Raw genomic sequence first — 14,274 nt, 5'->3', positions numbered from 1 at the left:
AAAATAATACGATTGTATTTTTTATGCTTTTAACATTTGTGCAACTAAAAAAAGGTAGCCACCGCCATGACTTTCGTCGTTACTGATAACTGTGTTCGTTGTAAATATACTGACTGCGTTGAAGTCTGTCCTGTGGACTGTTTCTATGAAGGTCCGAATTTTTTGGTCATCCATCCTGATGAATGTATTGACTGTGCGCTGTGTGAGCCAGAATGCCCTGCCAATGCGATTTTCTCAGAAGATGAAGTGCCAAAAGGTCAAGAAATATACATCGAACTGAATGCAGAACTTGCCGAAAAATGGCCAAACATCTCAGCCATGCATGACCCACTACCCGATGCCAAAGAATGGGATGGCGTACCCAATAAATTACAGTATATTGAAAGATAGCCTTTCTAACATACGCCATTTAGGTGAATTTTAGCAAGATGCTATAAACAAGATGCTATAAAACAGCATATAGAACGAGGACGGCAATCTGTGAATATAGATTGCCGTTTTTATATTGTCATCTCTTATTATGTCAACGTTGTTGTCTATCTGCTTAACTTAACCTCTTTAGCTTAGCCTATTTTTTTACGAATTGATTATGAAATAAAAAACGCGCTATGGATTAGCGCGTTTTTAGTGTCACAGTCACATCAGCCTTTCACGGCACTGCCCCAAACTGGCACCACGGTTTGCATCAATGGTTTTAACAGTTTGATATTTGCCGCAAAGATAGAGCCTGTTTGCATGGCATTGTGCGCGCCTGTATGGTCAACCACAGTACCGCGCGCTTCAGTGACAATCAATTCACCAGCGCAGATATCCCAAGGTTTGATAGACATTTCAAAATAACCATCAAATCGTCCCGCTGCTACATATGCCAAATCCAACGCAGCTGAACCCACACGGCGCACTTGACCGCCTTGTTCGCAGATTTTTTGTAAGCTTTCAAAATGCTCTTTGGCATACGATACTTTACCTTCTGCGCGGTTACGCTCAAGCGGATGACCTGTGGTAAAAAAGCCGCCATCAATGGTTTTATGCTCACTCACGCTGATACGGCGCTGGTTGAGGCGCGCGCCTTTACCACGACTGGCTGAAAACATCTCATCACGCACTGGGTCATAGATGATGCCGTGTTCGGTGACGCCATTTTTTTGCACCCCGATTGAGACACAAAAATGCGGCAAACCATGAATAAAGTTGTGGGTACCATCTAATGGATCAATGACCCAGCACCAGTCTTTATCATTGCCCTTGCCTTCTTGTAGCCCAAATTCTTCACCCAAAAACGAGTGGGTTGGGTAGCTTTCTTTGAGCATCGCGATCAATAATTCTTCGCTATAACGGTCGATTTGGGTCACCAAACCATCTAAGCCTTTGCTTTCAATCGTGAACTCTAGCTTGTGGCGATTGTTGTGTGCATTTAAAATCTCTTGACCTACTTTTTGTGCAGCGCGGGCTGCCATGACGACCATCGGTTCCATAATTGACCTTTTGTTGAAGGATAAAAATCTAAAATTTATGACAAAATCGTTTGCATCTGTTTGACCACACCCGCGACATCTAGCCCACAATCGGCTAATTGCTGCTCAGGGCTGCCATGCGCGATATATTTATCGGGGATACCGATGTTGATTAGCGTTGGCAAGGCTTGGCTTGTTTTTGCTGCTTGGGCAACTAGGTATTCATTGACCGCACTACCGGCACCGCCCATGATTTGGTGTTCTTCAAGGGTAACAATGGAGCAGTTTTGCGCCAATAGAGTATCCAGTAATTCGCTGTCTAACGGTTTAACAAACCGCATATTATAAACAAAAAACGTCGTCATTGGGTAAGTTTCGGCTAAGTTTTGACACGCCGTGACCGCCGTCTTTACCATGGTACCAAAAGCAAGCACCGCAACTTTTTTCGCCACGTTGCTCGTACCTGCAGCAGTGGCATCAATAGTCTGCTCAAGCGCTGCCTTACCGATTGGATAAATCGCTTGGTTTTTATCAATCTCTGCCCCAATGCCATTACCACGTGGATAACGCACCGCAGAGGGTCCAATATGCTCATAACAGGTATTGAGTAAGTTATAGCACTCATTCTCATCTTTTGGACAAGCAATCACCATATTAGGCACAGTTCGCATAAAAGCGATATCAAACACCCCCGCATGGGTCGCACCGTCTTCACCGACCAGACCCGCACGGTCAATGGCGAACATCACGTTGAGATTTTGCAAAGCCACGTCGTGAATCAGTTGGTCATAGCCACGTTGTAAAAATGTGGAGTAAATCGCGACAATCGGTTTGACGCCTTGGGTTGCCATACCACCCGCTAGGGTCACTGCATGTTGCTCGGCAATCGCCACATCAAAGAACTGGCTGGCAAAGCGCTGGGCAAATTCGGTCATGCCTGAGCCTTCAGCCATCGCAGGGGTAATCGCCATCAGTTGTTTGTCGGTTGCGGCTTTATCGCAAATAAACTCACCAAACACTTGCGAGTATTTTTTGGCGGTGGTGGGTGCCGGCTTTTGGCTGTCAACTGGCACAGATTTTTCTTGCGCTGGGTTGATTTTTTTAAGTTTGGTAATGGCATGATAAGTAATCGGGTCGCATTCTGCCGGTAAAAAGCCTTTACCTTTCACCGTATGCACATGGACAAGTACCGCACCTTTCAACTGCTTGACCCGTTCAAATACCTGAGCCAATTTGGCAACATCATGCCCATCAAATGGTCCAAAATACTGAAAACCGATGGCTTTAAACAAGTTTTCGGGGAACACTTCATCAATGAGTTTATTGGCGATTTTCTCAGGCAATGTCTCTAACTGAGACGGTTTAGGAATACCTTTTTCTGCCAATTTTTCGACAATTTTATTGGGCAGACGCGAGGTCCAATCATCTAAAGCTTCGTTTGCCATGTGCAAATAATGACGAATACGGCGGTCTTCACTGGAGATGACGCGCTTGGTAAAAATCGCATCACCGTTTTTATCGATATCGACTGCCAAACCACGCTGCCATAGGGTGGCTAGATGTTTAGAAAATCCGCCCGTTGCCTGTGAGATTGACATGTCATTATCGTTGAGCACCACAATCAAATCGGCATTTTGCTGCACCGCGTCATTCATCGCTTCAAACGCCATGCCGCCTGTCATAGCACCATCACCGACGATGCTAACCACTTTGTCATGTTTGCCTAAATAGCGCATAGCAAGCGACATGCCTAGCCCTGCAGAAATCGCCGTCGATGAATGCCCAACGCCAAAAGTATCATACTCAGACTCATGACGCTCGGGGAAAGCAGTCAGCCCATGTTGACTACGAATGGTGGTAAGCTTGTCACGGCGACCCGTTAAAATTTTGTGCGGATAGGCTTGGTGTCCTACGTCCCAGACAATTTGGTCTTTGGGTGAATTAAAGACATAATGCAGTGCAATGGTAAGCTCAACGACGCCAAGGTTAGAACCAAAATGCCCGCCGCTGACACCCGTTGTATACAGCAAAAACTCGCGCAGTTCATCGGCTAATTGCTGCAATTGCGCGGTACTGAATTTTTTTAGGTCGTGAGGACTGTCCACCCCATCGAGCAGCGGCGTATGCGGCTTTAGCATAGGGATGGTATCAAAGGTTTTTAATGGGTATTTTTGGTTAGCTATTTTAGTTTTTGACATATCTTGGCTGACACTTTTCATTGCTTACAGGCACTCGATGAGCCCTGTTGACACAGGTGAAAAAAATAAATAGTTAAAACGCACAATGACTATCGACACCTTATTGTTGGCACAAAATTGGCACAAAATACGGGCACAAAATTGACAGACTGCCAAAGCGTTGGGCGCTTGAAAATCTAGGTGGCTAAGCTAGTATTACCAGCTTTGAATTGCCAATGTGGCGCATGAATGTGGCATAATAGCATTTTTTTGTTGATTAAACATCAAACCTCGCTATTTTAGATTGTATCTTATAGCTGCTATAAAGTTTAGCTTAGCGCCTTGAATTTTTGATAAATTTTGACAAAAAAGTTGCCTCAGATAGCATGCCAAACTAGCTTGCGGCTTATTGATAAGATGCGTAATGACGCTATCCTTCTTGATATTTTAATCAATGCCTTCATGTAAAGGGCACTTTTATTTTTGGGTTTACCGACTTGGTTCAGTTGTTTGGATCAGCGGTCATTTTTTTGGAGTAGTGGGTGTCGTATCAATTTATCACGCAAGCAACCTTACCAACAGCGCATGGGCTATTTGATATTCATGTGTTTGAAGATACGGACGACACGGCACGCGATGCGCTTGGCAATCGTAAACATGAACACGTCATGCTGACGGTTGGTTTGCCCACGGCTGATAAATCCAAAATCCCATTGGTACGCATTCATAGCGAATGTTTGACAGGGGATGCGTTTAGTTCGCTTAAATGCGACTGCGGTCCCCAGCTCAACGCTACCATGCAGATGATTCAAGCTTATGCTAAAGATGGCGGCTGTGGGGCGATTTTATATTTGCGCCAAGAAGGGCGCGGGATTGGGCTGACCAACAAAATCCGTGCTTACGCATTGCAAGACCAAGGTCATGATACGCTTGATGCCAATTTGCTGCTCGGTTTGCCTGCCGATGCTCGCACCTATGAGATGTGCAAGCCGATGCTTGAGCATGTCGGTGTGGATAAGGTAAAGCTGATAACCAACAACCCCAACAAAATTGACTATCTCAATGAGATTGGTATTGAGGTGGTAGCGCGCGTACCGCTGTTGGTGGGTGTCAACCCCCACAATGAAGCCTACCTCAACACCAAAAAAGAGCGTATGGGGCATTTAATTGGCTAAAATGATTTTTAGCCAACTTAATTCATCAAAAAATATTATGTTAATTTCTGATTGCCGAATGTACAAGTTTTAGCCCAATGAATCCTAAAAATACGCCTGCAAATTTATCAAAATAAAAAGCAACTTTACTAAAAACCTTTCTGATTTTTTGTTGAGATAAAAACAATATAATTAAACTATCCCATGCAAAGACAATAAAAGTCATCCATACCCCGAGCAGGGCTGTAGTTTTGGTATTGACATTGGGTGTTAGGATTACTGAGAATAAACTTAAATAAAAGATAATATTTTTAGGATTTGATAAGCCTGATACCACACCTAAAATAAACTCTTGCCAAAACGTGGGCGTTTTTTTGTTATCCATCCCTGATTGTTTTTGGGCAATAAATTGATAGTCACTTGGTTTTGCTTGTAATGCATGATAGGCAACATAAATTAAAAACAAGCCTCCAAAGAGTTTTAGTCCTATCATCAAAAACACAGAATGGGCAATTAAGGTGCCAACACCCAACATACATAGTCCTATATAAAAACCATTTGCGAAAGCAATGCCTAAGGCAACTCCCAAAGCTTTACGACGGGTATTGCGTATCGCACTTCTCACAACTAGCAGAAAATCAGGTCCTGGACTAATTAATGCCAAAAGATGGGCAACTATCACAGTCATAATCATCGAAAAACTTAACATATCTATCATTCCTAATTTATTCTTTCATTTACTCATTGTTATGAGCGGTTTTTATATTTCTATGTAGTTAAAATAAATTAACCCCAAGCGCGCCTAGCATCATTTTTGCACCCACAATCAGCAGCAGACCACCAAACATGCGCTTTAAGGTGTTGGCAGGCAATTGGTGCGCCAATTTTGCCCCCACTTTGGCAAATACATAACTCATCACTGAAATACACAAAAACGCAGTGATATGCACAAAGCCAATCGCCTCAGCGGGTAAACCCTGTACATCTTTGCCAAAAAACATAAACCCGAGCGCACCTGCAATGGCAATCGGTAAGCCACAGGCTGCTGACGTACCCACCGCTTGTTGCATGGTCAAACCAAAACGGCTCAAAAACGGCACGGTAAAACTGCCACCGCCAATACCAAAAATCGCCGATGCTGCGCCAATCAAGCCCCCAACCCCTGTTTGCACAGCAGCGGATGGCAAGTGAGTAGTTGCGATAACTTCCGATTTTTTAGCCAAAAGCATTTTTAGCCCCATAAACAGCGCCATGCCAGCAATCAAAAACGCCAAGACCTTACCATGCAATAAATCTGCGATATAAGCACCAACAAAACTACCAACCACCAAGCCAATTGACATATTGCGCCATACATCCCAGCGCACGCCACCGCGCTTATTGTGCGATTGTATGGAGCTTATGGATGTCACCACAATCGTGGCAAGCGATGTCCCTACCGCCAAATGGGTAATAACATCGCTTGGATAGCCATACGCTTTAAAAATCGCCATCAGCACAGGTACGATAATCAATCCGCCACCGACACCAAACAGACCCGCACAAGTGCCAGCAAACGCCCCCGCCAGCAAAAACCACAGATACATCATTTTTTGCATTTCCTTTGATTAAAAATAGCGTTAGTATAGCAAAATTTATTTTATCGGCATTTATTATTATTTTTGTGATTGTGAAGTTTGAACTTATGGATAAAGATAAACTGATTGGCGTGGTAAAATTATTATCAAATCCATTTATAGTGTAGTCTTCGAGTTATTATATTTAGCTATTAGATTTTAATATAGGATGATACAAGAAAATGAAAACCGCTAATCTATTTCAAGGCGAAAAAAAATTACGAAACTTAAATGCTTGTGTAGGGGAAAATGGTTGGACTGGTATGACAACTTATATGGATGGGTATCAATCAGCCACGCTTATAATGTTGGAATCAATTTTGTCAAGTTATGATGACTCATCAGCAAACGATCTGCCAACAAATGCTTCATATTGGGATTTAGATACAAGTATTTACCCAATAGTCTTTTCAGCTCGACACTTTATAGAACTGTTTCTTAAACATAAAATTCATTTAATAAACCACCTAAAAGTTAAGAAAGATATTGATGACAAACTTACCAAAACACATGATATAGGTAAGTTATGGATCATTTTTAAAGAAATAGTTATTGAAACAAATGAGCTAAGAATTACTGAGTTTATATCATTATTAGATCCATTTATTCAAGATTTTAGCAAAATTGATTCTACAGGTGAAACTTTTAGGTATCCTTACAGCACAAGAAATGATAAACATTTGAAAGATATCTCTGTTATTGGAATAAATAATTTTTATGAGAAATTTAATGAACTTTCTGAAATAACAAATTCATTTAATTCTTTGATAGTGTCTTTAAAGCATGAGTATAGAGTTAAGACTTTTACCAAAAATATGAGTAGAGTGCAAATCCAAAATTTAGCTCAAAAGCTTCCTATTTTTGAAAAGTGGACTGATGAGTCTTTCACTCAAATCAAGTCAGATTTAAAAGAGGAATTTAATATAGGGTCAAAAGAGTTAACTAAAGTAATAGAAATTATAAAATCTCATATAGAGTTTAAAAGATATATTTACCCAAACACTTATGACTTGCAAATTTCAGAAACTAAATTAATTCAATTATTGAAAAACTATTACTCTAGACATGCCTTGTACGGCTTTACTGATGAAGAAATAGCTTCCGTAAGGGCAATAATTGAAATTTCCATACCTATGATGAATGGAAATTATTATTCAGAAGATTACTCTTTTCTCTATGAGGACTTTTTAAAAGGTTATCAATTAAATTCATTTGAAAAAGAAACAGATGTAGATTTTATATTTGTTAATTTACATAGATTAAAACAAGGTCTAATAAAAATTAACTATCAAGGATTGTTATACCAAACCCAAAAAATATAATAAGGTGCGTTTTACGCACCATTTTTGGCGAGATATAGCCAGCGGTGCATCGTATGCGTCCTACACAAGCAAGACTTTAACTATTGGGTTTGGTATTAGATAGCAATGGAATTTTTTAATCTGGAAAAAAAATGAACAATCCTATTCAAAACCAACAATCTAATGTCGATATAGACAATACCTACGACTCCATCAAAAACCACTTCACACAAATTGGTAACACTCATCTATCTACAACCCACTCAACCAACAGCCAGCTGATTGAGTGGATGATGCTAAGCTATCAAGCGCAGTCGCCCACCGACCACAACCGCCCGCATTTTAGCCGGGCGCATTTATTGACCGCAGATAGTCAATCAAGCGGACGTGGTCAACATGGCAGAACATGGCAATCACCGCTAGGCAATGTTTATTTATCGCTATATGTGCCGACACAAGCCTATGCATTACCACAAAATCTTTGCTTATCTTATCGACTAGATGGTCGCTTGTCACTGTGCGTGGGTTATCAGCTCTGTCAAATCCCTATCATAGAACACATCAATCAAACAAGACTGGCAAAGCATTTGCCAACCATTGGTGTCAAATGGGTGAACGATGTGGGTTTTTATCAACCACAAGCCAACCTACCTGACCAATTTCAAAAACTCTCGGGTATTTTGATAGAGCCAGTCAATGTCGCAGGTCACATGCTAGGCATCGTTATCGGTGTGGGCATCAATATTGCCCATGCCCCTGTGCTGACCGAGCAAACCCAAGAAGGCTTAAACTACCAAGCGGTAAGCCTGCAAGATTTGACAGCGCAGCGCTTACAACCCAGTGAGTTTTATCAGCCCGTTCGCGATGCCATAACTAATGCGATTGGGCAATTTAATCAGCTGCAAGCGGCTGAAGCGAGCGAGCAATTTATCCATGATTTTGCCCAAAGAGACGTATTAAAAAACAAGCATTTGCAAATTCATAACGCCTTATCTGAGCAATCAATAACAGGCATTGCAGCAGGTATTGATGCGCAAGGTTGTCTAACCATTGAGCAAGCAGATGGCAGCATACAAACGATTTGGACAGGCACCATTCAAGTTTTGGATTCAGCCGTTTCATCATTGCAGGCAAATAAACACACATAAAGCATCCCACTCAAAGGCTATTATTTATGACAAAACTTTGGCTAGATTTGGGTAATACCCGCTTAAAATATTGGCTAACAGACGATAGCGGTCAAGTGCTCGATCATGCCGCTGAGCAGCATTTGCAAGCGCCTGCCGAATTACTCAAAGGGTTGACCTTTCGGCTTGAACGACTCAATCCTGATTTTATCGGGGTGTCATCTGTACTTGGACAAGCCGTCAATAATCACGTTGCTGAAAGCCTAGAGCGATTGCAAAAACCGTTTGAATTTGCCCAAGTCGATGCCAAGCACGCGCTGATGTCGAGCGATTATAACCCTGCCCAACTTGGCGTTGACCGCTGGCTACAAATGCTCGGTATCATCGAGCCTAGCAAAAAACAATGCGTGATTGGCTGCGGCACTGCCGTTACCATTGATTTGGTCGATCAGGGTCATCACTTGGGGGGCTATATTTTCCCCAGTATCTATTTGCAGCGCGAGTCGCTATTCTCAGGAACGCGCCAGATTAGCATTATTGATGGCACTTTTGATAGTATAGATTCAGGCACCAATACCCAAGGCGCGGTGCATCACGGTATTATGTTATCCATTGTTGGGGCAATCAATGAAACCATTCATCGCTACCCACAATTTGAAATCACCATGACAGGCGGTGATGCCCATACTTTTAAGCCGCACCTATCAGCCAGTGTAGAAATTCGGCAAGACTTGGTATTGGCGGGACTACAGCGTTTTTTTGCCGCTAAAAAATAACATTAAAAATCAAAACTAAAAACCAGAAATAAAATTAACCGTTAAGAAAAAAAAGGAAATTACCGATGAAAAAAATCATTCAAACCACAAGTATCGCCTTACTCACTACGAGCCTATTGACCGCCTGTATGACTGCGCCTACGTTGCCCGCCAAACCAACGCCTTCAACAGTCAACCAGCCAGCTAATGCCACTCGCACGGTCACGCTTGCACTGGGTCAAAACATCTTTGTTAAAGAACACCAGCTAAATCTGACTTTTGATAAAGTGCTCAATGATAGCCGCTGTGCCACAGGCGTACAGTGTATTTGGGCAGGCAATGCTACGGTAGCGGTCACGGCTATGACTACCACCGCTCGCCCACAAACCCTCAACCTATCGATTGGGGATTTGCGCGGTGACTTGCGCCAAACACAGCGTTTTGCCAATATGGATATTACTCTGACTGCGCTATCATCCAAGCCTGTGTCCAGTCAATCTGCTGCCACGTCAATGAGCAATGTGCCTACTATCACCTTGACGATTCAGCAAATTCCTTGATTGTTATATCCCTAAAAAAGTAATAAAAAAAAGGGGTTAATTACCCCTTCTTTTATACCCAATCAGTGATTTAAACCGTTGCCACCATCGGGGCTTCACGTTCAACTTTTAATTTCAAAATGCGCGATGTTGAAGTTTCTAGAATGGTAAACTTATAGGCACCGATATCAATGGTTTGATTGACTTTTGGGGCATCGGTCAGCTGCGAAATCAAATACCCGCCAATGGTGAACTGATCGGCATCGAGTAGAAAATCTGGATCGTCAAGCTCCAAACGTAGTTGGTGCAAACTTGCTGTGCCATTCACAATCCAATAATCGTCATAGGGGATAATTTCTAAGGTTTCATCCTCATCAGGGAATTCACCTGCAATCGCCTCTAGCACATCAAGCGGTGTCACTAATCCTGCGACTTGACCGTATTCATCAATCACCATTGCCAAATTACCTTTGGCTTTTTTGAGCATATTGAGCAGTTTTAGATTGTCAATGCTCTCTGACACAAACACAGGCTGCTGCTTGTTAAGCAATGGTTTAATGGCGGTTTCAATATCTGCGACATTGTTATCGAGCAAATCCAAAAAGTCTTTGGCGCGTACTACCCCAAGCACTTTATCAATGGTATCTCGGCACACAGGGAACAAACTATGCGGCGTATCAAGCAATTGCGCGCGCATTTCTTCGCGGCTACCGTTGATATTGACCCAAGAGATATCATTGCGCGGCGTCATGATGGTATGTACATCGCGCTCATTGAGCGCTAATACGCCACTAATCATATAACGCTCTTCTTGCGCAAAAGGCATACTATCAAAATCAAAATGCTCTGAATTATTCTCTGGGGTAACCACTTCTTCGGTTTTACCACCCATTAAGCGTAAAATCGCATCCGCGGTACGGTCACGAATCGGAATTTGATTTTCATATTTGGTTTTATTGCGTTTGGCTACTTGGTTAAACGCTTCAATCAAAATTGAGAACGCAATCGCTGCGTACAAGTAACCTTTTGGCATATGAAAGCCTAGTCCTTCGACAATCAAGCTAAAGCCAATCATCAGTAGGAAACTTAAGCATAAAATCACCACGGTTGGGTGACGACCAACAAACTCCGTGAGCGCTTTAGATGCAGCCACCATCAATGCCATGGCAATAATCACTGCCGCCATCATGATTTCAAGGTGTTTTGCCATGCCTACAGCAGTAATCACCGCATCAAACGAGAACACCGCATCTAAAATCACAATCTGTGCGACAACCGCGATAAACCCTGCTTGCACTTTGCTTTGGTTGGTATGCTCAGGTTTTCCTTCTAGCCGCTCATGCAACTCCGTCGTTGCTTTAAACAGCAAGAACACCCCGCCCACCAATAAAATAATGTCGCGAACCGATAAATCAAAACTTCCCAATGTGAGCACGGGATCGGTTAAGGTAATGAGCCATGACATAATCGACAATAAGAACAGCCGCATGACCAATGCCAAGCCAAGCCCTAGATTTCGGGCTTTAGCGCGCTGATGCGGTGGAAGTTTATTGGCTAAGATGGCAATAAAGACAAGATTATCAATACCTAAAACAATCTCAAGAATGACAAGCGTCGCAAGGCTTAGCCATGCTGACGGGTCAGATAGTAGTTCTAACATAGTGGGTCAGTTATTCTCTTGTAATGAGGGGCAAAAAATCAACAAACAGCAAAAACGAAAAATCAGCCGTTACCTTAGCAAATCATAGCAAAAAATCAATGATAATTTGTGTCTGCTTTTGTAGATGGCACGCCAATTGTGCCAATACACCACTGGACCTTTAACCTTACCTACATTCTGCAGCAACTGACCTTACCAAAAAATATACTGATCAGTCATTTCATTTGATTCACAAATTCTTGATTTAGGTTAAATTAATCCATAGGACAGCGAAACTTCATTATGACTTTACAAGGATAAGTATATGTCACATTATCGCTTTATGCGCCGCGCCGCCAAAGGATTGCTTTTTTCTTCCATCGCATTTTCTGCGTCTTCTTATGCCTCAAGCTATTACAACTGTGCCAATGCCACTGGGTGCGTCGCAGTCACCACCCTCAACGCCACCTCAGATTTTGCAAAAACCAAATACCCTATCGTACTTGCTCACGGGCTTGGTGGCTGGAGCAAAATGTTTGGTTTGGTCGATTATTTTAATGGCATCCCTCAAGATCTCACCAAAAATGGCGCAAGTGTGTATGTGACCAAGACATCAAGTGTCAATGACACCGAAGTACGCGGTGAACAGCTACTCCAACAAGTCAAAACCATCATTGCCATCACCGGCAGCCCGAAGGTTAACTTAATCGGCCATAGCCACGGTGGGATTGATATTCGCTATGTGGCGGGGGTTGCGCCATCGCTAGTCTCCTCTGTGACAGCGATTTCTAGTCCTGAGCAAGGCTCAAAAATGGCGGACTGGACAGTCAAAATGGTGACTGAAGGCAGTGCGGCTGATGGCTTACCGGCGGGCGAATTTAATACCGCTTCTCTCATGGCAATCAAGTTTTTTGAATTGGTGGGCGGTGTGATGGACATCGGATCTGGCGTACCACTCAATCAATTGCAGCAGCAAGATGGCTGGGCAGCCGTTAATTCACTCACCACCAATTATGCGGCCAGATTTAACCAAAAATTCCCTGCAGCCATGCCGACCAGTTATTGTGGATACCCAAAAAACACGGTGGTCAATAATGTACGTTACTACTCACTTAGTGGCGCCCAAACTATGACCATGCTTGTCGATCCGTCTGATACGGTGTTGGGGTTGACGGGTTTATCATTCAATGGCGAAGCCAATGATGGTCTTGTCTCACCCTGTTCAAGTCGTCTCGGTGAAGTGATTCGTGATAACTATAAAATGAATCATATGGATTCAGTGAATCAGGTATTTGGCATTGTCAGTTTGCTAGACACCAATCCATTGACTGTCTATCGCAACCAAGTCAATCGCTTAAAAGGTCAATCGTTGTAAGCTTATGCCTATGGTTCCTTCAAACAACCCTGACACAAACCAACGATCGATAACCTGGCTAATAATCGTATTAGCCAGTGGTATCATCGCATTATTGATAGCCTGCATACTGTGGTTAAAACCTAAGGACGCTGTCAAAACAGCCAATACTTTGCCGCATGATGCTGCCAGTACGATGCCATCTGGTGTATTGCCATCCAATCAAACCGTAACACTCGCCAATGCATCCTCCGTCAGCGCGAACGCTAACCCCTTGCCCATATCACTGGCCACATCGCTGCCCAAATCACTACAAGGCACCCAAGTCGATGGCGAAATTATCATCGATGAAAACAAGCAATTGGTGGTGACCGCCGGTTTGCGCCGACTGTTTGATTATTTTTTGTCCGCACAAGGGGAAGAGCCGTTAAGCCAGATTGAACAACGGGTGATTGCCTATATTCGTGAACATACGCCTGAGCCTGCCGCAAGCCAGGCGGTTCAGATTTTTCAAAATTATCTGAGCTATTTGACTGCTGTCAGCCAGCTAGATAAGCCTAAAGCACAGCAAAACCCCAACGTTAGCGCATTAGATTTATCTGCGATTAAAAACCAATTACGCGCAGTACAACAGCTGCAAGCCCGTTATTTTGACGCCAAAACCCGTGAAGCTTTTTTTGGGGATGAACAAGCCCTCAATGACTACAACATGACGGTCGTCGAAGCCAACCAAAACGCACAACTGAGCAATGATCAGCGCCAAGCCATCATTGATAAGGCGCAAACTGCCTATATCGCCAGTGTTAAAGACCCAAATCTACAGACAAAGCTAACCGAGCAGCGCAATATTGACAAGTTATTAGCGAAAACACAGCAAATGCAGCAACAAGGGGCAACGCAAAGCCAAATCAATGCCATGCGTAGTCAATACGTCTCCCCTGAAGCGGTCAAACGGCTTGAGCAGCTTGACCAATCTGAAGCGCAATTTGCGCAGCGTGTGGCAACTTATCAGACACAGTCTAACCAAATATTGAGCAAATTGGGTAATGTGCCGCAAGCACAGCAACAAATTGTGGCGTTACAGCAGACGATGTTTACGCCTGAAGAACGGCTACGCCTAGATGTGTTGACAAAGCAGCGTTAACTTCCCGGTTAAAA

Annotated in this window: 13 protein-coding genes; 8 read left to right on the top strand and 5 right to left on the bottom strand. The window is 43.1% G+C overall.

Annotated elements, in window-relative coordinates; all coding sequences use genetic code 11:
- The first annotated feature begins 66 nt into the window (after positions 1 to 66).
- Positions 67 to 390 (top strand): ferredoxin FdxA, encoded by a 324-nt coding sequence (fdxA, locus tag RT084_RS04855; protein WP_007115596.1) that lies wholly within the window; start codon positions 67 to 69, stop codon positions 388 to 390.
- 251 nt (positions 391 to 641) lie between these two features.
- Here fdxA and RT084_RS04850 read toward each other — a convergent pair whose 3' ends face one another.
- Positions 642 to 1,475 (bottom strand): inositol monophosphatase family protein, encoded by an 834-nt coding sequence (locus RT084_RS04850; protein ID WP_007115595.1) that lies wholly within the window; start codon positions 1,473 to 1,475, stop codon positions 642 to 644.
- 35 nt (positions 1,476 to 1,510) lie between these two features.
- On the bottom strand, positions 1,511 to 3,652 hold the full coding sequence (locus RT084_RS04845; protein ID WP_313097805.1) for a 1-deoxy-D-xylulose-5-phosphate synthase: 2,142 nt from the start codon (positions 3,650 to 3,652) through the stop codon (positions 1,511 to 1,513).
- A 521-nt stretch (positions 3,653 to 4,173) separates the two neighbouring features.
- Here RT084_RS04845 and ribA point away from each other — a divergent pair.
- A complete protein-coding gene (gene ribA, locus RT084_RS04840) occupies positions 4,174 to 4,806 on the top strand; it encodes a GTP cyclohydrolase II (RefSeq protein ID WP_313097802.1) in 633 nt (210 codons plus the stop codon).
- A gap of 40 nt (positions 4,807 to 4,846) precedes the next feature.
- On the opposite strand, the gene RT084_RS04835 is transcribed toward ribA, so the two are convergent.
- Both RT084_RS04835 and RT084_RS04830 read right to left on the bottom strand, forming a co-directional pair.
- Positions 4,847 to 5,494 carry a LysE family translocator gene (locus tag RT084_RS04835; protein WP_313097800.1) on the bottom strand — a complete coding sequence of 216 codons (648 nt, stop codon included), beginning with the start codon at positions 5,492 to 5,494 and terminating at the stop codon, positions 4,847 to 4,849.
- Positions 5,495 to 5,561: 67 nt separating this feature from the next.
- Positions 5,562 to 6,374 (bottom strand): sulfite exporter TauE/SafE family protein, encoded by an 813-nt coding sequence (locus RT084_RS04830; RefSeq protein WP_313097798.1) that lies wholly within the window; start codon positions 6,372 to 6,374, stop codon positions 5,562 to 5,564.
- A 209-nt stretch (positions 6,375 to 6,583) separates the two neighbouring features.
- Between RT084_RS04830 and RT084_RS04825 the strand changes: the two genes are divergently transcribed.
- The 4 genes from RT084_RS04825 to RT084_RS04810 all read left to right on the top strand — a co-directional run bounded on the left by RT084_RS04825 (position 6,584) and on the right by RT084_RS04810 (position 10,144).
- Positions 6,584 to 7,723 (top strand): hypothetical protein, encoded by a 1,140-nt coding sequence (locus tag RT084_RS04825; protein ID WP_313097796.1) that lies wholly within the window; start codon positions 6,584 to 6,586, stop codon positions 7,721 to 7,723.
- A 131-nt stretch (positions 7,724 to 7,854) separates the two neighbouring features.
- Positions 7,855 to 8,850 carry a biotin--[acetyl-CoA-carboxylase] ligase gene (locus RT084_RS04820; RefSeq protein WP_313097795.1) on the top strand — a complete coding sequence of 332 codons (996 nt, stop codon included), beginning with the start codon at positions 7,855 to 7,857 and terminating at the stop codon, positions 8,848 to 8,850.
- Positions 8,851 to 8,876: 26 nt separating this feature from the next.
- Positions 8,877 to 9,605: a pantothenate kinase gene (locus RT084_RS04815; protein ID WP_313097793.1), complete on the top strand. Its 729-nt coding sequence runs from the start codon at positions 8,877 to 8,879 to the stop codon at positions 9,603 to 9,605.
- A 65-nt stretch (positions 9,606 to 9,670) separates the two neighbouring features.
- On the top strand, positions 9,671 to 10,144 hold the full coding sequence (locus RT084_RS04810) for a hypothetical protein (protein WP_062331817.1): 474 nt from the start codon (positions 9,671 to 9,673) through the stop codon (positions 10,142 to 10,144).
- 70 nt (positions 10,145 to 10,214) lie between these two features.
- On the opposite strand, the gene RT084_RS04805 is transcribed toward RT084_RS04810, so the two are convergent.
- On the bottom strand, positions 10,215 to 11,783 hold the full coding sequence (locus RT084_RS04805; RefSeq protein WP_312115606.1) for a TerC family protein: 1,569 nt from the start codon (positions 11,781 to 11,783) through the stop codon (positions 10,215 to 10,217).
- A gap of 304 nt (positions 11,784 to 12,087) precedes the next feature.
- On the opposite strand from RT084_RS04805, the gene RT084_RS04800 reads away from it, so the two are divergent.
- Positions 12,088 to 13,137 carry an esterase/lipase family protein gene (locus tag RT084_RS04800; RefSeq protein WP_313097790.1) on the top strand — a complete coding sequence of 350 codons (1,050 nt, stop codon included), beginning with the start codon at positions 12,088 to 12,090 and terminating at the stop codon, positions 13,135 to 13,137.
- Between the two features lie 10 nt (positions 13,138 to 13,147).
- Positions 13,148 to 14,260: a lipase secretion chaperone gene (locus RT084_RS04795; RefSeq protein ID WP_313097788.1), complete on the top strand. Its 1,113-nt coding sequence runs from the start codon at positions 13,148 to 13,150 to the stop codon at positions 14,258 to 14,260.
- Positions 14,261 to 14,274 lie beyond the last annotated feature (14 nt).

This window comes from Moraxella sp. CTOTU48717 (assembly GCF_032057165.1).
GTDB classification, from domain to species: Bacteria; Pseudomonadota; Gammaproteobacteria; order Pseudomonadales; family Moraxellaceae; genus Faucicola; species Faucicola tetraodonis.
The sequence above is the reverse complement of the archived record's forward strand: the minus strand, read 5'-3'. Positions and strand labels throughout refer to the sequence as shown.

Coding starts and splice junctions, on each gene's coding strand:
- RT084_RS04800 (WP_313097790.1), top strand. CDS start 12,088: ATGTCACATTATCGCTTTATGCGCCGCGCCGCCAAAGGATTGCTTTTT.
- RT084_RS04795 (WP_313097788.1), top strand. CDS start 13,148: ATGGTTCCTTCAAACAACCCTGACACAAACCAACGATCGATAACCTGG.
- RT084_RS04820 (WP_313097795.1), top strand. CDS start 7,855: ATGAACAATCCTATTCAAAACCAACAATCTAATGTCGATATAGACAAT.
- RT084_RS04815 (WP_313097793.1), top strand. CDS start 8,877: ATGACAAAACTTTGGCTAGATTTGGGTAATACCCGCTTAAAATATTGG.
- RT084_RS04830 (WP_313097798.1), bottom strand. CDS start 6,374: ATGATGTATCTGTGGTTTTTGCTGGCGGGGGCGTTTGCTGGCACTTGT.
- RT084_RS04825 (WP_313097796.1), top strand. CDS start 6,584: ATGAAAACCGCTAATCTATTTCAAGGCGAAAAAAAATTACGAAACTTA.
- RT084_RS04845 (WP_313097805.1), bottom strand. CDS start 3,652: ATGTCAAAAACTAAAATAGCTAACCAAAAATACCCATTAAAAACCTTT.
- fdxA (WP_007115596.1), top strand. CDS start 67: ATGACTTTCGTCGTTACTGATAACTGTGTTCGTTGTAAATATACTGAC.
- RT084_RS04850 (WP_007115595.1), bottom strand. CDS start 1,475: ATGGAACCGATGGTCGTCATGGCAGCCCGCGCTGCACAAAAAGTAGGT.
- RT084_RS04810 (WP_062331817.1), top strand. CDS start 9,671: ATGAAAAAAATCATTCAAACCACAAGTATCGCCTTACTCACTACGAGC.
- RT084_RS04835 (WP_313097800.1), bottom strand. CDS start 5,494: ATGTTAAGTTTTTCGATGATTATGACTGTGATAGTTGCCCATCTTTTG.
- RT084_RS04805 (WP_312115606.1), bottom strand. CDS start 11,783: ATGTTAGAACTACTATCTGACCCGTCAGCATGGCTAAGCCTTGCGACG.